Annotated in this window: 21 protein-coding genes; 16 read left to right on the forward strand and 5 right to left on the reverse strand. The window is 40.1% G+C overall.

The features are described 5' to 3' along the window. Nucleotides 1–616: 616 nt before the first annotated feature. The 13 genes from AB6D58_RS00505 (at nucleotide 617) to AB6D58_RS00565 (ending at nucleotide 16,063) form a co-directional block, all read left to right on the forward strand. On the forward strand, nucleotides 617–1,999 hold the full coding sequence (locus AB6D58_RS00505) for an AAA family ATPase (protein ID WP_372156043.1): 1,383 nt from the start codon (nucleotides 617–619) through the stop codon (nucleotides 1,997–1,999). A gap of 2 nt (nucleotides 2,000–2,001) precedes the next feature. After that, nucleotides 2,002–3,390, forward strand: a complete 1,389-nt coding sequence (locus AB6D58_RS00510) for a ParB N-terminal domain-containing protein (RefSeq protein WP_372156045.1) — start codon at nucleotides 2,002–2,004, stop codon at nucleotides 3,388–3,390. 240 nt (nucleotides 3,391–3,630) lie between these two features. Then, nucleotides 3,631–4,026, forward strand: coding sequence for a hypothetical protein (locus AB6D58_RS00515; protein WP_372156047.1), 396 nt, complete (start codon nucleotides 3,631–3,633; stop codon nucleotides 4,024–4,026). A gap of 435 nt (nucleotides 4,027–4,461) precedes the next feature. Beyond that, nucleotides 4,462–5,316, forward strand: coding sequence for a hypothetical protein (locus AB6D58_RS00520; protein WP_372156048.1), 855 nt, complete (start codon nucleotides 4,462–4,464; stop codon nucleotides 5,314–5,316). A 345-nt stretch (nucleotides 5,317–5,661) separates the two neighbouring features. Further along, complete coding sequence (locus AB6D58_RS00525) at nucleotides 5,662–6,426, forward strand: hypothetical protein (protein WP_372156050.1); 765 nt, start codon at nucleotides 5,662–5,664, stop codon at nucleotides 6,424–6,426. 164 nt (nucleotides 6,427–6,590) lie between these two features. After that, nucleotides 6,591–7,031, forward strand: a complete 441-nt coding sequence (locus AB6D58_RS00530) for a hypothetical protein (protein WP_372156052.1) — start codon at nucleotides 6,591–6,593, stop codon at nucleotides 7,029–7,031. Between the two features lie 124 nt (nucleotides 7,032–7,155). Beyond that, nucleotides 7,156–7,755 (forward strand): hypothetical protein, encoded by a 600-nt coding sequence (locus AB6D58_RS00535; protein ID WP_372156054.1) that lies wholly within the window; start codon nucleotides 7,156–7,158, stop codon nucleotides 7,753–7,755. Nucleotides 7,756–8,241: 486 nt separating this feature from the next. Next, nucleotides 8,242–8,856: a hypothetical protein gene (locus AB6D58_RS00540; RefSeq protein ID WP_372156056.1), complete on the forward strand. Its 615-nt coding sequence runs from the start codon at nucleotides 8,242–8,244 to the stop codon at nucleotides 8,854–8,856. 1,497 nt (nucleotides 8,857–10,353) lie between these two features. Further along, a complete protein-coding gene (locus tag AB6D58_RS00545; protein WP_372156058.1) occupies nucleotides 10,354–12,195 on the forward strand; it encodes a hypothetical protein in 1,842 nt (613 codons plus the stop codon). A 59-nt stretch (nucleotides 12,196–12,254) separates the two neighbouring features. Continuing rightward, nucleotides 12,255–12,680: a hypothetical protein gene (locus tag AB6D58_RS00550; RefSeq protein ID WP_372156060.1), complete on the forward strand. Its 426-nt coding sequence runs from the start codon at nucleotides 12,255–12,257 to the stop codon at nucleotides 12,678–12,680. A 223-nt stretch (nucleotides 12,681–12,903) separates the two neighbouring features. Next, nucleotides 12,904–13,434, forward strand: coding sequence for a hypothetical protein (locus AB6D58_RS00555; RefSeq protein ID WP_372156062.1), 531 nt, complete (start codon nucleotides 12,904–12,906; stop codon nucleotides 13,432–13,434). 901 nt (nucleotides 13,435–14,335) lie between these two features. After that, the gene (locus AB6D58_RS00560) at nucleotides 14,336–15,499 is read left to right on the forward strand and encodes a hypothetical protein (protein ID WP_372156064.1); all 1,164 of its coding nucleotides are present in this window, start codon (nucleotides 14,336–14,338) and stop codon (nucleotides 15,497–15,499) included. Between the two features lie 336 nt (nucleotides 15,500–15,835). Beyond that, complete coding sequence (locus AB6D58_RS00565; protein WP_372156066.1) at nucleotides 15,836–16,063, forward strand: hypothetical protein; 228 nt, start codon at nucleotides 15,836–15,838, stop codon at nucleotides 16,061–16,063. Between the two features lie 360 nt (nucleotides 16,064–16,423). Here AB6D58_RS00565 and AB6D58_RS00570 read toward each other — a convergent pair whose 3' ends face one another. The 3 genes from AB6D58_RS00570 to AB6D58_RS00580 form a co-directional block, all read right to left on the reverse strand. Next, nucleotides 16,424–16,813 (reverse strand): hypothetical protein, encoded by a 390-nt coding sequence (locus tag AB6D58_RS00570; protein ID WP_372156068.1) that lies wholly within the window; start codon nucleotides 16,811–16,813, stop codon nucleotides 16,424–16,426. 66 nt (nucleotides 16,814–16,879) lie between these two features. After that, nucleotides 16,880–17,107: a hypothetical protein gene (locus AB6D58_RS00575; RefSeq protein WP_372156070.1), complete on the reverse strand. Its 228-nt coding sequence runs from the start codon at nucleotides 17,105–17,107 to the stop codon at nucleotides 16,880–16,882. A 204-nt stretch (nucleotides 17,108–17,311) separates the two neighbouring features. Beyond that, nucleotides 17,312–18,028, reverse strand: coding sequence for a hypothetical protein (locus AB6D58_RS00580; RefSeq protein ID WP_372156071.1), 717 nt, complete (start codon nucleotides 18,026–18,028; stop codon nucleotides 17,312–17,314). A 257-nt stretch (nucleotides 18,029–18,285) separates the two neighbouring features. Between AB6D58_RS00580 and AB6D58_RS00585 the strand changes: the two genes are divergently transcribed. The 3 genes from AB6D58_RS00585 to AB6D58_RS00595 all read left to right on the forward strand — a co-directional run bounded on the left by AB6D58_RS00585 (nucleotide 18,286) and on the right by AB6D58_RS00595 (nucleotide 19,567). Then, nucleotides 18,286–18,675 carry a hypothetical protein gene (locus AB6D58_RS00585; protein ID WP_372156072.1) on the forward strand — a complete coding sequence of 130 codons (390 nt, stop codon included), beginning with the start codon at nucleotides 18,286–18,288 and terminating at the stop codon, nucleotides 18,673–18,675. 57 nt (nucleotides 18,676–18,732) lie between these two features. Beyond that, a complete protein-coding gene (locus AB6D58_RS00590; RefSeq protein ID WP_372156073.1) occupies nucleotides 18,733–19,095 on the forward strand; it encodes a hypothetical protein in 363 nt (120 codons plus the stop codon). A 169-nt stretch (nucleotides 19,096–19,264) separates the two neighbouring features. Beyond that, nucleotides 19,265–19,567, forward strand: coding sequence for a hypothetical protein (locus AB6D58_RS00595; protein WP_372156074.1), 303 nt, complete (start codon nucleotides 19,265–19,267; stop codon nucleotides 19,565–19,567). A gap of 83 nt (nucleotides 19,568–19,650) precedes the next feature. Here AB6D58_RS00595 and AB6D58_RS00600 read toward each other — a convergent pair whose 3' ends face one another. Together AB6D58_RS00600 and AB6D58_RS00605 are read right to left on the reverse strand one after the other, a co-directional pair. After that, nucleotides 19,651–20,955: a ParB N-terminal domain-containing protein gene (locus tag AB6D58_RS00600; RefSeq protein ID WP_372156075.1), complete on the reverse strand. Its 1,305-nt coding sequence runs from the start codon at nucleotides 20,953–20,955 to the stop codon at nucleotides 19,651–19,653. Between the two features lie 424 nt (nucleotides 20,956–21,379). Beyond that, on the reverse strand, nucleotides 21,380–22,087 hold the full coding sequence (locus AB6D58_RS00605; protein ID WP_372156076.1) for an HD-GYP domain-containing protein: 708 nt from the start codon (nucleotides 22,085–22,087) through the stop codon (nucleotides 21,380–21,382). Between the last annotated feature and the right edge of the window lie 63 nt (nucleotides 22,088–22,150).

Below are 22,150 nucleotides of genomic sequence, written 5' to 3' on the forward strand. Positions count from 1 at the left end.
AAAGTTCTTTGATGTGGATTTTGGCTTACACCCCAAATTCTACATCTATTCCCTGCCCGATAGAACTAGAATCTGTCTACTTCCTCAATCAAGCTTGTTAAGTATATTTCACAGTAGGCGGTATATTTAGAAGTGGACAAATTTGATATCAATTTTGTCTTTCTTCCCAAAAATGATATCAATTTTGTCTAGTTTTTCAATCTTCCAAACCAAGCGGCTTTATTTTGTTTTGATATAACTTTTGGGTAGTTTGTATGAGAGCCGGACAAAAATGATATCAAATTTGTCCGGCTACCCAAAAGTGATATCATTTTTGTCTAGTTTTTTATGCTCACTTAAAGGGTCGAACTTTTGTCCACTTTTACAGTTTTGCAGCAATCAAACCAGACAAAGGTTATATCAAGATCGAAAACCCAAATGGACTAGGTTTGTCAGAATGCTGGACAGTTTTTCTATCATTTGCGTAGGGTGAGAGATTTATGCGGAAAGAAGAAGAGTGTCGCGCACACTTTTTGATAATTTTAAGGAAATAGTGCGCAAATTGGTTTACAAGGGCGCAGAAAGCTCATATAGTTTTGTTCAGTTACCCTAAACAACGAATTTGTAAGGCATTTCTATGATGGAACCCAATACTATGACTGAAGGGCGTTTTGCACTTAAGCAGGCGGCTACAAACATCAAATCAAACTCTATTGATCTTCGTGACTACATTAATGGTCGAGTGAAAGTTAATAAGTCTGCATTTGATGGTCTAGAAACAGAAGTTGACCCACTTGTTCAATCTCACTCTTACAAAACATCTGAAGTTAAGGACATGCTGTACCATCATCTTACAGCAGATGAACGTAAAAATTTCTCTAAAGTGATCAAGAAGTTTGAAGAAGAAGGTTTCATCGAGCCACGTATTGTCAACGGCAGTATGAAGCAAGTGACATTCGAATCAGTTATTAAGCTTCGTCATCATTACGGAATGAGAAGTTGGGGTCAAGATCATCATTGTACAGTTGTCGGCATGGCAAACCAGAAGGGTGGTACCGGGAAAACCACATCGGCTACAAACTTTTCAGTTGGTTTGGCAAGTGACATCTCAAAAGATGCGAAGGTTCTGTTCATCGACTTAGACCCTCAAGGTAGTGGCGGTGTTTCTACCATGAATCAACGTGACTTTGATGAAGACACACCTGTTGTTACGATGGTTGATATCGTGCTACATGTGCTTGAAAAGGGTCACGGTGAAAAGATAGATTATTTGGGCAGTTCAACCAACTCTCTTGGCAATGAGTATGCTGATAATGAACTACCAATTAATACAGTGTCAGCGTTACTTGAGCATGGCGCTACGCTAGATGAGATTATCGAAGCAGTATTAATGAACTCGCATATCGGTAATCTAAAGGTTCTTCCAGCGTTCCCGCAGGATGGCCGCTTTTCTAAGATGTTCTACAATCTAACATTAGAACAGCGCCTAGAATTAACGCGCATTTTCAGCGATGTAATTATGCCTATCTTGAAGTCTAAGTTTGACTTCATTGTGTTTGATGTGCCACCAGCAGATCTGCCGATTAACTGGCTTTTACTTGATGTGGTTGAGGTGCTGATTGCTCCATTTACTCCAAACTACCTTGATTATATTTCAACGCGTGACTTCTTAGTTTCTGCCGATACTCGAATCGACCATCTTCATAGTGGAGGCAAAAACCTACTATCTTTCTATGTATTGCCTGTAAATTATAATAAAGACAACCGGATTCAAGATCATATTATTAAATTGGCTAATAAAGATTTCGGTGCTGCGATGTCCAAAAAACGCATTTATCAGAACCCATTGTTCACAGAGGCGTCTTCTAAAGAATGTACTATTTTTGACTTACGTCCGTTGTCAGACTCTGAAACAGGTTCAACAATTGGTAAGCGAGCGCTAGATAACATGCAAGAAGTCATTGATGACTTCGTTGATACGATAACGCGTTTCAAAGTTAAGATGGATGATGAGGTTTAACTATGTCTAATAATCAAGGTAATAAAGTGGATGTACTCTCTCCAGGCGCTGGTCAGCCTAACACTCGCATTGTAGGCGCTACTAGCGGAAATGGTGTTGCTGCTTTATTGGCAAAAAAGGCAAAAAGCAATGATAAATTAGATCCAGAACAAAAAGCCCAAGCGATCACCGAAAGTGCTTCCTCTTCGAAAGATTCAGTGAATATTCCGGCAGGGGATGTCGAGCTTAAGTTCGTGTTAGAGGTTATCCCAGCAGCAGATATTAGAGATCGTACATTTGTTGATACTAAATCGAATGGCCGTGAGAAGGAGCTCGTTAACTCACACAATGTTAATGCGCTTACAAAAGCCATTCGCAAACGTACCCAACTTATGCCTGCTTATGGTGTACGAAATTCTGATGGTCTTATTGAGATTCTGGATGGCCAACGTCGTTCTCTTGCTTGTTACGAAGCCGGAAAAGACTTCTCTATTTATGTCTGTGATAGCGAGTTAGATGCAAAGCTCAAGCGCGAACTTGCTAAAGAGCTACAAACAGCTAAAGAGATCTCGCTTTATGATATGGGTATTGAAGTTAACTACCATCGCATGAATTCAGGTGAAGACGGCGAAGAACTTTTAGGCAGACAGATTGCTCTTATCATGGGTATCAGCGAATCTGCAGTTTCACGCGCTAATAAGGCATTTAGAACACCAATGCAGATCTTAAAGGGGTTCTACGACTACAACCTGCTTCAAGTTACTGATTACGATGGTATTAACAAATTCGTTTCCGCTTTTGATCATAAAGTGAAACTTTCTGTTCTAGAGTCAATTGATACCTACGTAAATACGAAGAATCGATCCAAGTTTCACGTTGTATTTAAAGAATATATTGAAAACTCTCAACTTGATGTGTCAATGGTGTTTGAGCATTTTGAGGGTACTTATGCGAAGCATGATGAAGTACCCATGTACGAAATTTTGTTCGCAATGATGTGCTTGGAGTTTTACACCAACCAGCCTGATGTTATTGACGATAATCTAGCAGAAGAAGTTGAAGACGAATCAAAAACTACCGTTGCAGAACTTCATAGCCTTCAAACGGCAAGTCTTGTTAAGGGGTGTAAGAAATTAGCCGCTGAATGCGATAAGCGTCAGAAAAGTATTGGTGTTAAAAAGGTTAACTACATTGAAGAAGCCGGTGCAAAAGAATGGAACACTTCAAGTTCTAACCGTCGATTCAAATTGACTGGTGAATTTAAAGTTGACCCTAAGACGGCCAATTCTAAAACTGTAAAAGGCGGAGGTTCTATTCAGCTAGGTAACGTACCTCAAGAACTCTATGAAGAGGTAAGTCAAGCTGTCGCACAGATTCTAAACAGTCACATTCAAAAGACTGAAAACAAATAGTTATCCAATCAATTCTAATATAGCCCTGCAAAATTGCGGGGCTTTTATCTAATGGTTCAAAAATGAGTTTTAATAGTTAAAATACTTGCGAGGAATAGCGTTTATATATAACGCTTGTTACTTACTTGATGGTTGCAATACAAGTGAGTTAGCATCGCTACTAAATCTCCCGCATCTAACTTTGTTGAACTTCGAGAAAACAGAGAAACACCTTTTTACGTTGCTTCACGAGCCCACTATATGTATCGCATATTCTATGAAAGCCATTTTTTGGGGCAGTTGACCTCGGATGATATGGCTTTCATTGGTGCTTCTGTTGTTAGGCCAACTAAAGGACTGCAGTTCATGACGGGCTTAGAAGTGTCACAGAAACTCTCAGAGTTGTTTGACTTGTGTGGCCGTGTAGATCCAGAAGTTGAAAGGAATGAGTTGAACAGCATTCAATCAGGGCTAGTTACACATTCGACATATGACCCTGAGATAGCAGATCTAGGTACCGGTTCGTCTAACGCCATGCCTCCGGTGTACCGATTAACTGGTCCAAACTTGATAGATAAACTTGTCAAGTTAACCGACATTAACGGCATATATGGATTATCTCTAACGATAAATGAGCCCTTGGAAGCGTTGATTTAGTTCAAATAGCATAACCTACAAAGATATGACCTTATCCTGTGCGCCGTATCAGACGACCTGGCTCCTTTCGAAGATTTTCTAATGAAGGCCACAATGATTAATTGAGAATCAAATATAATTTCTTAAGATTCTGCAACTTAAGTAAGGTATGATGTTTGCTATCAGTATGGTTACCTACTCTGTATTGATGTTGTGTTTGCATCTGTGCTTATACCTCACATTTGCTTTTACTAAGCGCGTATCTTTCATTCGGCTTAGTTCTTAGTATTCATTTCCGCTTTTTATACAGCCCAAGGTGCATCATTGTGTCTTGGGTTTTTCTTTATGTATCAACTTTTGTATCTACTATCGGTTTGTTATCTACAGTGGCGATCAGTAACATTTGGTTTGTGCTTGATATCCTATCGTCGTTATCACGAAATTAAGGATCAAAAAATGCTAAATACCATTCGCTCTCCATTGCAAACTTACCCTGACGCCGCAGAATCATTGTCAGCTCAAATTCGCCCGGTTCCTACTATTGAACGAATGTTTGAAGAAGCTATCCAGACTTTTGATCCAAACATGATGGTTGCTGTGTCGCTTATCATCGATACCCCTAACTACTGCAGCGTTCAGTATAATGGGTTTAAATCAGGTGCTGATTATGATGCTTATACCAAAGCTTTCCTAACTATGGACGCACCGTTCCTACGAAAAACTGGGGTCAGTGATACGGTTTGCGATTTATTTTTTGATGAGACAGCCGGCGTTCCTAACTCTTTGTATGGCCAATCGAGCCTTCATATCCACCCTAATCAAATTATGATACGGGTATCAGCCCACCAGCTACTTCCGATTTATGAATCGTTTGCAGCTGCGCTTGGTGAACGTTTGAAGTTTGTCGATATTCAGAACATCACTTTCGCCATCCCAGAAGGCGGTGAACAAGAGGCATTTGTACGTCATAAGGGTAAGATGCTAAATACTATCTACTCAGGCTTGAAAACGAACAAGAAAACGCAGTACGTAGATCCATCTTGGTTCCAGTTCCGTCTCTACTCGAATTTAAATGTAAGCCCAACTCGTAAGCCTACGGATCTTGAAAGTTCAATTCTTGGAAAACTCGATTCATACTTCAATGCCTTGTTAAACACAGTCCTCGATTCCGCACTTGTTGTCTGTTATGACAATGGGACGGACAAGAAAGGTTATCGATTGGTTCTCAAAACTGAGTTTAATAAGTTGGCACCAGAGGTGCGCAAATCGAGCATGGTTGAATCAAGTTACCTTATTGAGCATTTTGTATAGCGCGAACTCAATAAAGTTAAGGACCCTACAAATGAATAACAATGAATCCCAAACCACATTGCGTGGCTCTATGGAAGACGAGTATGACATCTATCTTACGAACTGTACGGACGAGCACGGACTAGACATCACATCCGGAGAGGTCGGTTATCGGAAACCACCAAAGACCTTTCAAGAATGGTTAAACTCATAAAGAACAAAAAAGTAGCGAAGCGACCACGATGGTCGCTTTTTTGTCTCTCAATCGCGCAGAAACGTAACCTATTCGTGATAGAAAGAGGTGATCAGCAGGAATCTAATTGAGACTTGTAAACTGTAGGCAACACAGTGAAATGGAGCCTACCCATGCTATTTAAGACACTCTTATCTGACGCGGAATCTAACGGTGGTTTAGTGATTTCTGACGATTTACTACCGGTTATCGAGAATGCATTATCTACCCCTACAATTAGTTCGATCAGTTCTGAAGACGAGTACCGCGAAGCTATGCGTATTCGTGATGACCTGATCTCTTCAGGCTTGTATTTACTACAAATCAAACACCCATTGCAGAAGGAGGTCAAAGCAAAAGAGGAGAGTTATTCATCTGCTATCACTAGCTTTAATAACAAGCTCCTTATCACTAACGTTGAGGCTAAGCGATTAGCGCGATACTTGGCTTGGCCAACTGTATTTACAAGTAAAGTCGATCACATTCAAATGTTAATTGATGCAGTAAAATACGGTGTTCTTCGAAAATTGGTTACTAAAGAAGACGGTCTAACTTCCACACGGCTTTTTGTTTATGGGCTTAAGTATAAAGTTGGAGACAATTCTTTTTCAGTTTGCAGCCGCGGTCGAGAGCATCGTTGCTACTTAGACACTATTGGTCGCCAAGCGATCCCTGTCACTGTGCCTGATGGCGATTTAGAAAACTTCCTCGTTCGACATGAAAGTATGCTATCTGACGTCCCAGATCTAGACCTATCACTGGATTACATTACCGGTATGGGTAACCGAAAGGGTTTAATCAAAACTGTTCCGTTTGGCAGTGCTGATCAATTGGTGATTGCCAACCTGTACGACAAGGTATCTATAACCAAGCGCGCCCTAAAGCTGCAAGCTGCTTAATCGGCAATAAAGCTCAGTCTGTATGGCTGAGCTATCAATAATGCTAGTTTGTATTGGTGATCAGTTGGTCGCCATTTAATGACAATAAAATTCTTCCAACGAAGGCTTCTATTAACGTCAGTTTATTATGAAGCTAAGCGACCCCAAATAAAGGAATTTAAACAATGCTAACCTCTGTAAGCCCAACTAACTTCGCTAAACTTGTTGATGATGGCATCGTTGAGATCGCTGATGGTAAACAACGAATTTGTGTTGAGATTTCTCTCAACGGTTATGCAGTTGTGAATCTAATCAACCATCCGTCTAGTGTTGATATCTTCTTGAACGAAAAAGGGCAGCTCCAGGTTGTAAAGAATGCCAGGAGCGCTCGGGCATTAAATGCGGCGATGGAAATGAACCGTTCAATGGAAGTTGATTCTGGTTTTGACTGGGAACATGCCGAAGAGATTGTAGCTATGGTCCGTTCAATTGAAGCGCACGTTCTTACTCAATTGACGACTACAAATGAGTTTCTATCATCATTTTCGGAAGAGGACGAATGGGACTCTGGTAATGTAGTCAACTTCATTACTACTTTCATTAATGAAGCTAAGTACCTACTTTGATGAACTGATTACACATTTTAGGTGCTTGGTGATCAGCTGATTTTTGTTTGAGGTGTTTATTGTCAACAATAACGCCAATCTAACTAGCGGCGTTTTATCTGCTTAACACCACCAAGAGGTTATTATGTATAGTTCCCTTCAAAAACAAGCTGCAGAGAACGCGACGGACTGTTTCCGCAGTAGAGTATCTTTTCTTCAGAACAAAAATTCAGACGCCTTTTCTAACTTGAGTCGTGATAATACAAGCCTTTACTTGGAGGGATTATTCAAGTCGGCGTTCTATACCACCAGCATCATTGAAACCCTAGATGCAGTAGTAGCTACCGATCAACAGTGTGATTTGCAGTCGGTAATTTTTGAATTAACGTGCTCGATCATTGAGTCTGATTCTGACTTGTTAGATGAGTTTGAGTCTTATGTAGAGCGAGCTACAGAGATTGAAATGGCTGCGTTCTGTGCCGCGATTCATTTTGTCGCGTATCACAAAGCGAATAAGACCAAAACCGTTGATCTGCTATCCCAGTTAGACGACCTATATGTGAACTGTTCATATATAGCTACCATTGAAGATTGCTTGAATAAAAAGTATGGCGTTAACGTCACGGATGGCTCGGTCGGTATTACACCGAACAAGTTAGACAAATTCCATGAGACTTCTACTTTTCAGATCTCTGAGGGTAGGGTTAGTGACAGCAATACTGTCTATATCAAGCTGTTCGATTAACGCACCAACCTGATACATTTTAGTCAGCCTTGGCTTAGACCAATGTATTGAGATATGGTCTTTTAAGTATGCGATTTCGTTACGTATTACACTCTGAGTGTCCTTGTCTACGAAGATAATTAGGCGAGGAGGTTAATTTAATATCTGTCCAATAACTTTTTGTAGGAGGAAACGTGTCAGCGTATGCTCTAATTGGAGGCGGTATAGCGTTAGGGGTCATGGCTCTGTACCTCTGTTATCAAGTGTTCTTTAGTGAAGATTAAAGTGGAGGAACTCTGAACTTTGATAGGTTGTTGTTTGTTGTATGTTGGCCTACTTTAATCTTTACGCACTCGTAACCTAATTTAGTTTCCGGAAAATTCACAGAAGTAGCCTTTAGGCTGCTTTTTTTTACCCTTTTGAGGCCACCAGCGATCAGCTTGAATCAGTTTGAGAGGTTTACCATCACCTTACGCCCAACCAAACTATGATATAAGGTGGTCATACATGACAAATCTAACAGTGGCTTTTGCTGATACAGCTGTAGCTCGACTTATACCAAATACTACCAACTCAAAATGTTACTCTACCTCGACTACAAGTAAGTTCTTAATCGCTATGGGCTTTATGGATATGGCCTATAACAAGGACTTTGAAGCTTTTAAAAGCCAGTTTCAAAATGCCGTTGATCAGTGGAGAGATAAGCGGTATTACAGCCAGATAGAAGTGACTTTTTGTAAGAATTCGACGTCATTAGAAGCTGTAATTGAGTGTGCTGATATTTCAGAAGCCAAAAGAGTCGCGCAGTGCTTCGACACCATCAAAAAGCTTTTCAATACTTTCGGAATTAACAAACTGTCTGAGAAGCGAGTCTTTGGCTTAGTAAGGACGTTTCGTACATCCAATTACGAAATCCTGCTTTCTCGCGACCTCTGCGGGTCAGGCTCCATTGAATATAGCTGTAGTGTTTTCAAGCACCCTCAAACAGCCAAATCGGTTACTGAACTAAGTCATGTTCAGCGAATGTATTTCCAGACCAAGAGTAGTCATTACGGCAGTTCCAATCCACTTGAAGCTTTAAAAAGCGTCCACAAACGCATGAAGCAAATCAATCAAATTTAATTATCATAGTTTAAAGTTGGATTCCTGCTCAGAGCGCGCTGGACTAAGACCTAGAACGTCACTAATAACTTCCAAACCCCTAGACGGATTATTGCCGAGTTACGCTGAGATGCTATTCATACGACATTGCTAATAACTTCTTCTAGGGTTGACTAATTTTGCCCGAAACACGCTGTGCATGGTTGGAAGATACGCCATAAACACAATGATGTTCGTTTATTAGGCAGAGAACCTTAACAGCTCTTGGCTAAGACTTAGATCGTAGCTCAAATAACTTATTCAAAGTCTAACTAATTGATTTTGTGCAGACCTATATTCATCAATCATGTTTCGAAAGTACACTTAAGTTGGCAAAGAACAACTCTGCAGATACATGACGGGATTTCCTTAAAACCTAGAGCGTCGAATCAACTTCCAGTTTTCATGACGGTTTTGTGCTGAATTACGCTGAGGATAGACTTACTGGCGTACGATAGGCCTGTTCTTATTAACTTCATGAAAATTAATCCTTCAGTTAACTACTAAGATATGGATCGACAGTAGAACTACTTCCAGAAGGTTTGACGCCTACGCTCTGAAATGCGCCGAGTCATCATTAAGACTTAGAACGTAGATTCAACTTCCAATTTTCATGACGATTTTGTTCTGAGTTACGCTGAGTTTTGATTTGGTGGATTTCTATATGGCTGTTCTGACTAACTTCTTGATAAATCGTCGTCAATACTAGTAGCTCCAGCTATCAATAAGGTATGGAACGTCAATAGAACTACTTCCAGTGGGTTTGACGTCTGCGATCTGAAATACGCTGAGCCTTCTTTAAGACTTAGATCGTCGAATCAACTTCCAATTTTCATGACGGTTTTGTGCTGAATTACGCTGAGGATAGACTTACTGGCGTTCGATAGGCCTGTCCGTTAATAAGTTCATGATAAATTGACCTCAATACAAACACCTCCACCAATCACTAAGGTATAGAACGTCAATAAACTACTTCCAGCAGGTTTTACCATTCCGCTCTGAAATACAGTAGGCATCACTAAGACTTAGAACGTGTCTACATTAACTTCTTCACAAATTGACCAAACTTGATCTGAATAACTCTGTGCGTGATATCTATCTCATAAATCATAAAAATCTAACAATTCTAAGCTGTTGATAAACAGTGAACTATCTAAGTTACTCACACTTGGATCGTGCTGTTTAAGAATCAGATCGTAAAATTACTTGATCATCGTTCCAATGGTTCCTTGATCACCTTTCAGGGGTTTAAGAATTAGAACGTAAATCAGGAACAACCAAGTTATTGTGTTTTGTGCGTAAAATCCATCAAATCTCGGAGTGTTTGGCTCATGATCAGTTAGATCAGTGTAAACAATATAAACATTAAAGATCATTTATTTCTTTAATTATTTAAGGAACTTGGAAAATATTTCGTGGATTGCCATTTACCGATTTTGTTTTAGAATACGCTAAGGTGATTAAAGGAATTGAAATACGATGATTAAGAGCACTTGTCTCCACTTTGAAGACACTAAGCTTTGCGAACAAGCGATTAGTTACTTACTTAAATCTGAAACGCAAAGTTCGCGCATTGAAGTGTTATCTATAACACTTAAGTTGCATCATCTCGGTTCTGAGTTTGTGGCCGTGGATGACGTGCTTAAACAAACAAGGCTTGCAAGAAGCACCGTAGCAGCTGTTTTTAGTTACCTTTCTCAGCATCAATGGTTCGACACTGAAGAAGCAAATAAGCGTGTTGCCGCGGGTGCCCGTACCAAGCTAATATTTTTAAAACCACTCTCCGAAATCGAATTAACCGAGGAAACGGATTCTGTAGCTAACCCTGCGAGATTCATTCGCGTAGAGACTTTAGATCGCCATATTCCACACCCACAAATTACCTTTAATGATCTTGATGACGCGCAAATTGCGTTGCCATACACGCATACCTTTAGCACTTTGACCGCACCAGGGCGCGAACGTGTTTATGAAATGCGTGCTGTAAGACACACACATGGTGGTGAAGCTTATGTCAACAAGGTAACCAGTGCCGTTGGTGTTGTTAATGATTACGCTCAGCGTGTAAGGCAGATCTTATTGCAATTGTCATATCACCAAATTACTCAGAATCTCCAATACCACTGTGATAATCCGGCTGTCAATCCGCGCTTCATGATTCGCATGATCGACATAATTAAAAGTGGGAATTTCTCAACAAATGAACGGACAGCTATAAGCGAAGCTATTGATCAGAATAGACAGTCTATTTATACCATTAGGGAAAATCCATTCTTGGAAGATGATAAAGTCATCACCGATCAATTTAGTTTTTTGACGCACCTAAAGGGCATTAGTGCAAAGGAAGGTGGTCTGGAAGAAAGCCAACACCCTTACATCGCTGTTAGCATTGAGTGGGACGCTGCGATCACCGGGTATTTGAAAGCAAACAAATTGCATTTTATCCAGAATAAGCATGCCAGCACGCTACCTCCATTATTTAGTCGGTTATATCAAACGTTGCGAGTTATCTACTTTTCTAACTCCAATGCTGACTTGCGTAGCAGCCTGTTTTATAACGAAAAGCTAAACATACTAGAACTGACTAAGATCGTGTGGGAAAACGTTCACGAAACTGGTTACCACAAAACTATAGTTAAGGATTTGATTGGTGAACTTAAGCTCAAATCTTTAAATAGAATCAATCACGAAACTTTTGAAAGTGTTGATATCATAGAGATTGACCTATTTGGATTTGCTATAACGTTTTGTATACCTCGATTTCATAATCCTCGTGGAAGTGCCAATCTCACATCGTTGGTTCATATCACAGTAGACGAAAAGAGAGCGATTGAAGTTTCCGGTGCCAAGTACAACCCAGGTGTAAATAATTTACCGACTAGAAAAAATCCTAATCGTTCTATATTGATGGAAGAGCCTCAAGTTTATCGTCATGTTTTGCCAGAGCATATAAGAAAACTCGATAGTTTATTTTCTTTCAAGAATGCAAGAAGTAGTTATTACTTAAAGTTTGTGGTGAAAGACGTAGGTCAAGAGTATTTGATAACTCGATATCATGATCCTATGGAGCTTGAAGTGCTTTATGAATCCATTGCTGTGATATTGGGTTCGTCGGCCTCTGATGTAAACTTATTTTTGGATGCTAAAGTGCGTAGACTAAAGCTGTATAATCACTTACAAACTCATGAGTTCCAAGAAGCGTTAGAGATTTCAGGGTTACATAAAACAGATCTACTTAATTTGCTCATAAATAACTTACGTTCAATTCCAAAAATGAAGTCTGCGAAATGGACGAACTTAAGTGAATACAGCACAAGTTGATTTGTGCACCCGCATGGCATGAGTGTGCTAATTCCTATTAACCACAGCAGGATTAAATCGTGGCTAGCAGTCTTAAACGTGTACATCGATGCATAGAAGGTAAAAAACATCAATATTATTGTCGTGATGAAGCTGACGTAGAATTACTCAAGTTGGAGTTAGCGCATAGAGTGGATTCGATGACGTTTCCTTGGTGTATTAACACTATAAAACACAAATCAGTTAAGAATAATCTTCCTCCTTCAATTCACTTTAAATCGACCCGTAAGAAGCTTTCTGATGGCTCATACAGCATCTACGATAAGGTTATACTTATCATAGATCGTAAGTCGTTGGGCGTTTATAAAACCTTTAGCAGAAGGTATGGTTCAACTCATACTCTAGAAGAAGCTGTTGATGATGTAATTAATCGAGCAAGAGCTTGGTGGTTTAATGAATCAGGGGTTTGTGATAGAGGACGTAACATTTCAGTTTCTGAATTGTAGGTTTAAGCGATCAGTTATCTTAGCGGAATTAACTCACTACTATCCAACCCATAAAAATATTTCACGAAGGACCCTTTTAATATCGTCGAGGTAGCGAAAGGGTTCTTTGGTTATGACGCAGGATAAAGGTCATAAGGTTTGAAACCTCTTGCTCTTGAGATCAGTAGATTTGCTTTTCGTTTCTTTACACTGACCTGAATACCAACAAACAAGGTGCCCAACCATGCAACATAATTTCATGTCTATCGAAGAGAATAAGCCGGCAATGCAAGCTTTGCTTGTACTGGCGTTCGACTTGTACCATTTAGAAATGACTGATGGTTACGACGGTTCAGATATTGCCATCGCTAATCAAAACAAAGCCGCTGAGTTACTAAATGAGATCTTTGAAATGGATTGCATTGAGCATCCAGATTGGGAGCATTTAGTCCAATGTACTCAAGAGGAAATAGCTCTCTTTTGTATCAACAAATTGCTACACAAATTTACTGGCTCTTGGCCAACACCAAAGGGTGAGCCATTATACATAGTTGTATTTGAAAACCCATTCTTTGGTGATCCGGAATCATTGTTAGATGAAGAGCGAGAAGACTTCGCTTTGGAGGACTTGGATATTCAAGTGTGGACTGCTGCTAACCTTTCCGTTGATGCCGGTTGGGGCGATGATGAATCCAAAGAACTGCTAGCTTTAGAGCGATACCACGCGGCTCTGTCCTACGGCGATCATGCTCAGTCAATATTTCGAGTAGTTTAGGTAGCAGGGAAAGTAGATTTCGCCAGTTCTGGTGTCTTTAGTTCCACTTTTGCTCAGTATGTAGAGATGAATTAGGTGACCCAATGCTTTTTTAGTGTTGGGTCTCTTTTTTTTGGGGATTGGGAGATGTGGGGTGAATGAAGCTCGACCCTTTCTTTAAGTAAAAAAAATGCCCATCACTGAAATTGGGAAGTAGTCAGTGACGGGCTGGTAAATACAAAAGCAAAGTAATTATCAATCATTCGGCGGGAACCATTGATAATCGCTTCGAAATACAGGACTAGAAAAGCTAATAGAAGTTTCTAAATCGAGGTGATTATACTGAATAACTTTAAGTGGCTTGTATCGTTGTCATGGTGATCAGGGTTGATAGGTCAGACGGATTACATCGCTACCCAAGTCGTTAGTCTGGTGTGTTCCTGTGTAGTGGTGATCAACATTTATGGCCGGGTCCATTTCTAGCGTAGGGGAGTTGTGGGGTTGAGGGGTTGAGGGCTAGTCGTCTTTTCTAAGAAAAATAATGCCCATCACTGGCTTAAGAGGTAGTCAGTGACGGGCTGTAAAATACAAAAGCAAATTAATAATCAATTGTTCGGCGCGAACGATTGATAGGCGCTTCGTAATGTCTTAAACATAGAGGACTAGATTTAGATATTCTAAGCCAATAGAAATATCTAAATCGAGGTAATTATACTGAATATATCAAAGCGGCTTGCATCGACATCATGGTGATCAGGATTACTAACAAGTCGTTGTTTTCCTTTGCAATGGCTATCAAATTCGAGGCGCCGAAATCATCTCAAAATGAAGCTCCGCACCTTGCGAATCGCAACATGCGAAACGCACCTTGCGAAATTCCTCATGCCTGATATTATTTATAAAAAATGAATGAGGAATGGTAATGCAAGAAGAAAGTTTTCCGCTACGCATCGTAACCGGAGATCAGTTTTGTAATCGTACAGTTGAACGAAAAAGGTTATCAAAAATGCTGCAGCGCGGCACGAGTGTTTGGCTGCAAGCTCATAGACGTCACGGAAAAAGTAGTTTGCTAGTTCAGGTTGGAGAAGACATGAAGGCCCAAGGCTTGAATGTTGCGATGGAGCGCTGCCACATTCTCTTTAACAGCGGCAAAGAGAGCATCATAAAGCAACTGTTAAAGACCACTGACAAGTTAATGGGTGCAGTAGCTCAAATTGACGCCGATCTAAATGGTTACTCCAAAGCCGAGGCTTTGACTGATTACATCAAATCAAAATTTGATAAGCACGACTTGAACATCAAAATCGAGAAAGGGTTGCCCAGTATTTCGTTTGATAGACACGATACAGCCCCTACGATAGACACGTTGAGAAATGCGCTGGATAATCTAGACATCTATGCTTGTGAGGCCAACATTCGTGTTGTCTTTGTGATCGATGAATTTCAGGAGCTATCTAAAACAGAGGCCGCTAAAGAGCTTGAATCAGCGATAAGAGACTCGTTAGAGCTATCGAAAGCCATTGCTTTTGTTTTCTGCGGTTCTGAACGTACTCTTATGAAGTTGGCAATGACAGATTCTCAGCGACCGCTCTACAACCACACAACGCGTTTCGACTTGGAGCGTATTCAACGTCAGCACTACATTCCACACATAACGAAAATGGCTTTTAATGAGTGGAAAAAAGAAATTGACGTTAAAGTGATCGATGAAATTCTCAAACTGACTGAGCGACATCCATATTACGTAAATTTACTATGTAGTGAGCTATGGCTTGAAGAAGAAGTACCTGATGTGCCGATTGTGCGTCAAACTTGGTGCTCAATTGTAGATCGTTCTGAGCGGGACGAAAAGGGCTTACTTCAAAGTCTAACAACCAATGAGAAGAAGTTGCTTGCCGGTATTGCAAAAGGTCATACGGAAAAGCTTACTTCTAAGGCCGTATTGTCAGATATCGGTTTGGCAAGCAGTTCTTTGAGTCGGTCGCTGAATTCATTAGTTGAGAAAGACGTTGTGGAGCAGGCAGGTGACATGCATTGGAGAATAGTTAAACCAGTAATTACTGAGATAGCGCGCCGCTACTCCTAACGAGATTAGATATTCAAAAGGTCCATTTATATGGGAGGTAACGTTTGAGAGGTATTAGAAGTTGTGGGTGCCTTGTGGAAGAAAATGCTAGAGTGATTCACCTTTCAAGTACACGAATCTCATACCTATATCGAGAGTAAAGGCCCGATTTTTCGGATAGTTAGGCGGTACAAGTCAGATATACCGCCATTTCCTCACTCTCTACTTAATGAGTTGGCAGTTCAACATCAGTTAGTTACCCTAGTTATGGGTTACAAATTTCATGGTTAAAACTGGCCAGTACGATCAGTTTGAGACCAACGATAGACAAATGAAGTACAAATAGAAGGAATTAAAATGAAACGAAAAACAACTTTACTATCTGAACACGGGTGCAGTTTTGTTCTCTTGGAAGAAGTTGACTCCAATGGGGTCGTGTTATCTACCTCATACGAGGTGACCGATGCCGATGGAAATACCCAGTCATATTCTGACAAGTCTATGGCTAAATCAGCCTATTCAAATAGGGTTTACGAAGCTGAGATGCGCTTAGGTATTTCAAACTCACCGGGCATGGGAATGTGATCTTTAGGGGAGAGTGGCAGTGAAACTTTGTAGCACTGCCACTTTTGTATGCGACTTTAACTCTTAGTCGGAACTTTATTACCACAGTAGGCCTAAAGTCAGAAATGAGAATGTCTGATAGGTCCACACCAACAAGATTTAATCCGAAACCCTTACCATTGTCGCTCACCCATCCTAAGAAAGCCCACGAAACGCTAGCATGCGTTTCGTGGGCTTTCCTATATAAATGGCATTACAATGTTTTGTTATAACTATTTACGTGGTCTACGGCTTGTTTGAGGCAGTAATACCTATCTGAATCCATGTTGTGGCATTGGTCAAATTGAGTCTTACCAATGGAGCGCTATAGACCATCTTTAACTATTTTTTGGATGTAGGTGGCGCGGCTTCGACTAAGTTTATTTTTAATGCGGTAGGAGGTGGTGTCTCAGTCAGTGTCATTTTGCTGATGTCGAAGTCTGTCTTTATTTTTCCATCCACCATGTCTTTGATTTCTTGGCTCGATTGAATGTAGAACTCGCCAAAAGTCTCTACGAAGTTCGTACCGAAGTTACGACGATTCGTATGCAGCCATGCAAATAGGTCCCACATAACAGTTGATTGTTCAAAAGTTAGTGCTTCTTCAAAATACGGCACAACATCTTCTGGATCATATGAGCCGACAGTCGAAACCGCGTCATACATCAAATTAAATAGGTTTGTGTTAAGCATTGGGTATGGAGCAAATTCTTTATTCGTATAATAGGCCATGTCGTAGTTCCTTGAATTTTGGTTTTAGTAGTAAGAGTGATGTTGCTGAGTGGCGATCAATTAATTCTATTCGTTTAGCTTAAGTAAATGTTTGCCTTGCTTAACGCATTTGGGGCAGTAATCCACTGTGTCTTGTTCTGAAATGAAGCTATCAATAGCATTTGACCACCAACCTAGATCCACAGCCTCAGCACGAACACAATCATCGGTCTCTCCGAATAACGTTTTATTGTTCTCAGTTGCAAGTTCATGGCATCCAGTGCACGTTAGATAGTATTGAGCTGCTGCTGGCATTGGTTTCAACCTCTAGTTATTTGGTTAGTCTAAGGTGCCGCATTGAATAAATGAGAAACTCTGGATAGTTCTCTTGTTGAGACTATCCGACTATCCAATGATATCTGCTTCAAACCGAGTCTAAGTTGTATTGAGAGGTGATCGAGGTTGTCTAATAGAGAGGGAGGTGACCGCCAGTATTAACCCTAGCGGTCAGAGAATTAGTTAAAGGATTTTTGGTGATTTATCAAGATTGGATGTAGCTAGGAACAAATCATCATGGTCATGCGTAGCGTATATCAGTTTAAGTTTTACGTTAGTATCGATTTTTACTGGCTTACCACTTGTGTACTCGTGAGTGTATCCTGAATCAGTGCACACAAAGTCCCAAACCCAAAACCGCTCACCTTTTCGCACTTTGTGGATAGGTTCTTGTTCTCGACTTGCTGACTTGTTCCAACATAATGTGCCATCATCTTCGGCTTCAACAACACATTGAAAACAACCATCATTTTGGGCAATAGTTAGTTCTTCAGCGGTCATAATGAGTAAGTCGAATGAAATATCACAGCCAAGTTCCCTCAGTAAAGGGACAATAGTACGTAATGTCGGTATAGGCTTTTCAGAAACATAGTCTAGTGCTTGCGACAAGTCGTATTCTGTTAGTGACTCATCATAACGATCAGGCAAATCCATTTGAACAAAGACTTGACCACTAGAGGTCACGCCAAAGCATCGTCCGTATTTATCGGAACCACGCTGATTATTGTATATAAAAAAGGGCAATTCGCATTCATCATCATGCCACTTCGCAATTTTGTATTTCAATTCGTCAGCATCGGTACCAGTCGCGAGGTAGAGCTCTTTTTCATCGGTTTTACTTGTCGTTGATATATTGCTGCTCTCGGCCGCCATACTGTAGATGGAATGATGTTGTTTCATATTCTTCGCCTCATTGTTTAATGACCACCTAAGGTTACTTTGTTAAACCTAATGTCCGTTTGTAGAGTAGGATGATCAGTGAGGCGGATAAATAAAGAACCTTACGTCCAATAAAGTCTATGGTGATCTGGTTGCGAACTCTCTTTGTTGAGATTCGGCGCAATGACAAACTTTGGGTTCTAAATTTATCTGGTGATCAGCGGAGGTGTGTTTGGGTTTTGTATAGTGGGTGCAACAAAATATATGAGGTATCCACCATGCTTAAAAAAATCATCTACCTATCTATGCAGCATGCCGAAAAGCGAGTTAATCTTTGCTACAAAGAACTTGCAGTACGTATTTGCATTCGTACTGAAGATACAGATACTGGCAAATACAGTTTTGACTACGTTAATGCTAAAGAGGCTTTGAAGCTTGTAGCAAGTGGCGAAGTCGAAGTTCACGCCAATAGCGAAACGAAAACCAATTTGAGCAAGGTAGCATCCAAACTTTTTGATGGTATCCCATTGGGTCGTAAGATAGATTTAAACAAGAAGATGAAGGTTCTTGCTGACTCAAAGGGCGACACGCTGAATTGGCTCGAAAAGGTAGAGCAGTACCTTAAGTTCACCGGTAAGCGTTGGAATAAAACCGGCATCCGCATCTAAGCAATTTTTTCCACCTAGTTATTATTTAGCTAGGTGGCTCTCCCATAAGGTTAAATCATGCGATTAGCAATCCCAATCATATCTCTTTCTTTTTTGGTCGGCAGTCAGGCCGTAGCCGCTGAATGTATGTATGGCGATCAGGTAGTGCCAGTCGGCCAAGAGATAGCGATATTAGATCCATTCCTGGTTAACGAAGCAACGCAATACTACATGGATAAAGGTTATAGCAAAGAATCGGCTAAAAAAATTGCAACAAACAGTGATTGGACTGTGATAGTTCTTGAGTGTCAAGTTCAGTACCACTATCAAGTTCCTCAGTCGAACGAAAAGGCCGCTGCGATGCTTATGCAAGGCAAACCTGCGCTCATACCTGTAGACCATCAAAGAAAGTTCGTGGAGGTCTTATTGACGGATAGTTAGAACTCTTCAATTCTTACATAGGCAAATTTTCTATTTGAGAGAATTTGGTTGCACTGAAAGCTAATCCTAGCTGACGGTGGAAAAAGCATATTTGAAATTCACTGGCGATCACTTAGAGTGGTCATTTTTTGTGTATAATGTTCATATACAAAGCAAAGGAGATAAAGATATGAACGGTTTTAACCACCTACATGACTCACGACTACTTCACAACCCTAATGCGCTTTACGTTTCTTTTGATGCTAAATTCCGTTACTCAAATTGTGATGAAGAATTAGTAAAAGAGAAAATCGAAGCAGATAAGCTTTGGGATGCGGAGTTCGATGCGCTTGAGGATGAAAGACTAAAGGAAGAACAACACTACATTTGCTCTGAGTGTTTTGAAATCTCAGACCTTGTTGAACTGACTGACAATGAAGAACAAAAACCAACTTGTTCTTGTGGCTGTCAGGAGTTTATGTCACTTCAATAATTCCATTTCCTTTGTTTTGAACAAAAAAATAGCTCAATCGTTGAGCTATTTTTTTTATGTGTTGCTTTTGTTTTTTTACACAACTAGCTTGCTTTGCTAATGTGAGTAACATTATCTGGTATATCAGCACTGTTCTCTTGTTCAGCAATTTGTTCAATAAGCCCTAGTAGCATTTTAGCCTTACTAGAGTCCATTGCAGAAAGCTTTTGAGACACTTCTTCCAATCGTTTAGCACTTACAGTTCCAGAAGTCTTAGAAGCCACTAAAGCCTTGTTTAAGTCTACTGCAAATTCCTGTTTCTTCTTGCTCACATTTAGCAAGTCAATACGGATTCCGCCAGAAACACTATGAGTTAAAGCTGTAGGCTCATTTGTGAGTGTATCGACTTTTTCTTTTTTCGACTTGGCGGTTTTTTGTGGAACAAGACCAGACTCATTCAGTATTTCTTCGATCTTTTGGAAGATTATTTTATTAATCTCACTATCAGATACTTCAGCTTCTGGTTTCTCAATGTCGATAATGATTGCATTACGCTCTTCTTCCACAGCAAGGGAGTTCTCTGCTAACTGAGCTCGTATCTTACGCTTGAGGTATGACTCATGAATCTTTCTTTTTACTTCATTGATATGATCATATTCGATTTCATCAACGTCAATTTCGCTGAGAATATCATTCTCAAAAAATCTTACTAGATCGATGCGTCCTTCGTTAGCTGCTTTGGTCATCAAATTGTTTATCTGACCAAGTTTAGTGAATGCGCCACGGCCTAGTGTTGTAATTCGTGGGAATACCGACTTAAGAGATTCTGGTAACTTATGAGCACGTATAGCGTCAGATACCATACTCATGGCAAGCTTGTTGTCAGAACAGAATTTACGAAGAGAAACCTTCTTTTCACCCGCATTGAGATCATCGAACTGTTTTGACCAGACACGTCCCATCTCAATAAAGGACATTCCTTCCGACATGGCAAGTGAGTTAGCAATGCGCCTCAGCGTATCGTCGTCTAAATCACCAGTGATCAGTTTCGCTTTTAAATCGGAACCGTTTTCTTGAACTGCTCGTTTACGGCAAGCACCATCCAGCACAAAGAGCTTATCTTCTCTTTGGTAAACCCAGATAGGCATTAATTGGCCGTTCTCTTTTATATCCTTTGCGAGACGCGAGATATGTCTGCTACTTACAGAAGTAAGAATACGAGGGTTGAATTCTGAAATCTGTACGTTCACAGGGATGTCATTGGCAGCGATCGTAATATCTTTAATACGAACGTTTTTTTGGCCTGCAATCGTTCGGACTTCCCCTTCCAAACGCTTGTTTTTTTTGCTATTGTTTTTAGCTTCGACTCTACGGACTCCCATAGAGCTATGTTGTGCGTGTAGACTCATATTTCCGCCTTTTGCTCTAGTGTTTAGTTTAGCTAGAACCTTCTTTACCTTGTTCAATGGTAAAGGAACAATAATGAACCATTTATTAATGGTAGGTATAATTCTTTTTAGTTTAGTGCATCGCTGCTAGGTGTGCTTTTAGTTTCACGTCACCCATCCCCAAATTTATTGAACAGGCACGCTTTGATTATGCTCTTTCATCAACATATTGGCAACATTTCTTTGTTTATAATGCTCGAAACGGGTCATTATATTACCGCAACCATTCTGCAATGCAATCGTTTGACAATACAAAATTTATAAACAAAGAAAAAGGCAATCATGTGACTGCCTTTATAATATGTTTTTTATGACTTTAAATGTCAGAGGAAATTCAAACTTTCTTCAGACTTTGTTCAAATTTTGATAGAAAAGTTTGAAATTGTTATTCAACTGTTTGTCTGATTAGTTCTTTTGAACGAATTAAGGCATCAATAATGTTCGGATCGAACAAAACTCCATTTAGCTTAATGATTTCTTGAAAGGCCTCTTCAAAACTCAATGCATCAGAATAGGTAGACTTTCGAAGGAGATTATCTAACACATCAATTACACGCATCAAACGCCCCGCAAAAGGTATACTCACGCCTTTAATACCGTCAGGGTATCCATTCTCGCCATTGAAGTTTTCATGGTGTGATCGAATGCAATCTCTCATGATTGTAACGAAAAGATTTCCATCCAATCCAGCGTTCATAAAGAAATCGAGATCAGGCTTAGTGGTATGCTCTTTCATTACCGCCAGTTCATGGTCTGTTAAAGACGATGGTTTTATAAGAATTTGCACAGGAACAACCGCTTTACCTAAATCATGCAAAGCACAAGCATATGATAAATATTTGACTACTTTAGGAGATGCTTTAAATAGCATTCGGTCTTCTTCAGGGAGAGCGTTGTAATTAAGATTTTCTAATAGAATGTTGGCAATTTTTAAACAACGGTAATTGTGATCTGCGATCGACCCTGAAATATCAACTTCACAAAAAGATGTAAAGCCAAATAGCAGCTTGAAAACAACATTTTCAATATGTTCAATAGCTTGGTAGTCATCAGTCTTGATGTTAACACCGAAAATTTCGTAGTTATTATTCATTTGTATCTCTTTGTTATATCACCTGCCGATCTTGGTTCGGCAGGCGTCGTTCTCTGGAATGTT

Origin of the sequence: Vibrio sp. 10N.239.312.D08 (genome assembly GCF_041466145.1) — a bacterium.
Classification (GTDB): Bacteria; Pseudomonadota; Gammaproteobacteria; order Enterobacterales; family Vibrionaceae; genus Vibrio; species Vibrio crassostreae_C.

Excerpts from the sequence above, each read along its gene's own strand:
- AB6D58_RS00505 (WP_372156043.1), top strand. The coding sequence starts at position 617 with ATGATGGAACCCAATACTATGACTGAAGGGCGTTTTGCACTTAAGCAG.
- AB6D58_RS00510 (WP_372156045.1), top strand. The coding sequence starts at position 2,002 with ATGTCTAATAATCAAGGTAATAAAGTGGATGTACTCTCTCCAGGCGCT.
- AB6D58_RS00515 (WP_372156047.1), top strand. The coding sequence starts at position 3,631 with ATGTATCGCATATTCTATGAAAGCCATTTTTTGGGGCAGTTGACCTCG.
- AB6D58_RS00520 (WP_372156048.1), top strand. The coding sequence starts at position 4,462 with ATGCTAAATACCATTCGCTCTCCATTGCAAACTTACCCTGACGCCGCA.
- AB6D58_RS00525 (WP_372156050.1), top strand. The coding sequence starts at position 5,662 with ATGCTATTTAAGACACTCTTATCTGACGCGGAATCTAACGGTGGTTTA.
- AB6D58_RS00530 (WP_372156052.1), top strand. The coding sequence starts at position 6,591 with ATGCTAACCTCTGTAAGCCCAACTAACTTCGCTAAACTTGTTGATGAT.
- AB6D58_RS00535 (WP_372156054.1), top strand. The coding sequence starts at position 7,156 with ATGTATAGTTCCCTTCAAAAACAAGCTGCAGAGAACGCGACGGACTGT.
- AB6D58_RS00540 (WP_372156056.1), top strand. The coding sequence starts at position 8,242 with ATGACAAATCTAACAGTGGCTTTTGCTGATACAGCTGTAGCTCGACTT.
- AB6D58_RS00545 (WP_372156058.1), top strand. The coding sequence starts at position 10,354 with ATGATTAAGAGCACTTGTCTCCACTTTGAAGACACTAAGCTTTGCGAA.
- AB6D58_RS00555 (WP_372156062.1), top strand. The coding sequence starts at position 12,904 with ATGCAACATAATTTCATGTCTATCGAAGAGAATAAGCCGGCAATGCAA.
- AB6D58_RS00560 (WP_372156064.1), top strand. The coding sequence starts at position 14,336 with ATGCAAGAAGAAAGTTTTCCGCTACGCATCGTAACCGGAGATCAGTTT.
- AB6D58_RS00565 (WP_372156066.1), top strand. The coding sequence starts at position 15,836 with ATGAAACGAAAAACAACTTTACTATCTGAACACGGGTGCAGTTTTGTT.
- AB6D58_RS00570 (WP_372156068.1), bottom strand. The coding sequence starts at position 16,813 with ATGGCCTATTATACGAATAAAGAATTTGCTCCATACCCAATGCTTAAC.
- AB6D58_RS00575 (WP_372156070.1), bottom strand. The coding sequence starts at position 17,107 with ATGCCAGCAGCAGCTCAATACTATCTAACGTGCACTGGATGCCATGAA.
- AB6D58_RS00580 (WP_372156071.1), bottom strand. The coding sequence starts at position 18,028 with ATGAAACAACATCATTCCATCTACAGTATGGCGGCCGAGAGCAGCAAT.
- AB6D58_RS00585 (WP_372156072.1), top strand. The coding sequence starts at position 18,286 with ATGCTTAAAAAAATCATCTACCTATCTATGCAGCATGCCGAAAAGCGA.
- AB6D58_RS00590 (WP_372156073.1), top strand. The coding sequence starts at position 18,733 with ATGCGATTAGCAATCCCAATCATATCTCTTTCTTTTTTGGTCGGCAGT.
- AB6D58_RS00595 (WP_372156074.1), top strand. The coding sequence starts at position 19,265 with ATGAACGGTTTTAACCACCTACATGACTCACGACTACTTCACAACCCT.
- AB6D58_RS00600 (WP_372156075.1), bottom strand. The coding sequence starts at position 20,955 with ATGAGTCTACACGCACAACATAGCTCTATGGGAGTCCGTAGAGTCGAA.
- AB6D58_RS00605 (WP_372156076.1), bottom strand. The coding sequence starts at position 22,087 with ATGAATAATAACTACGAAATTTTCGGTGTTAACATCAAGACTGATGAC.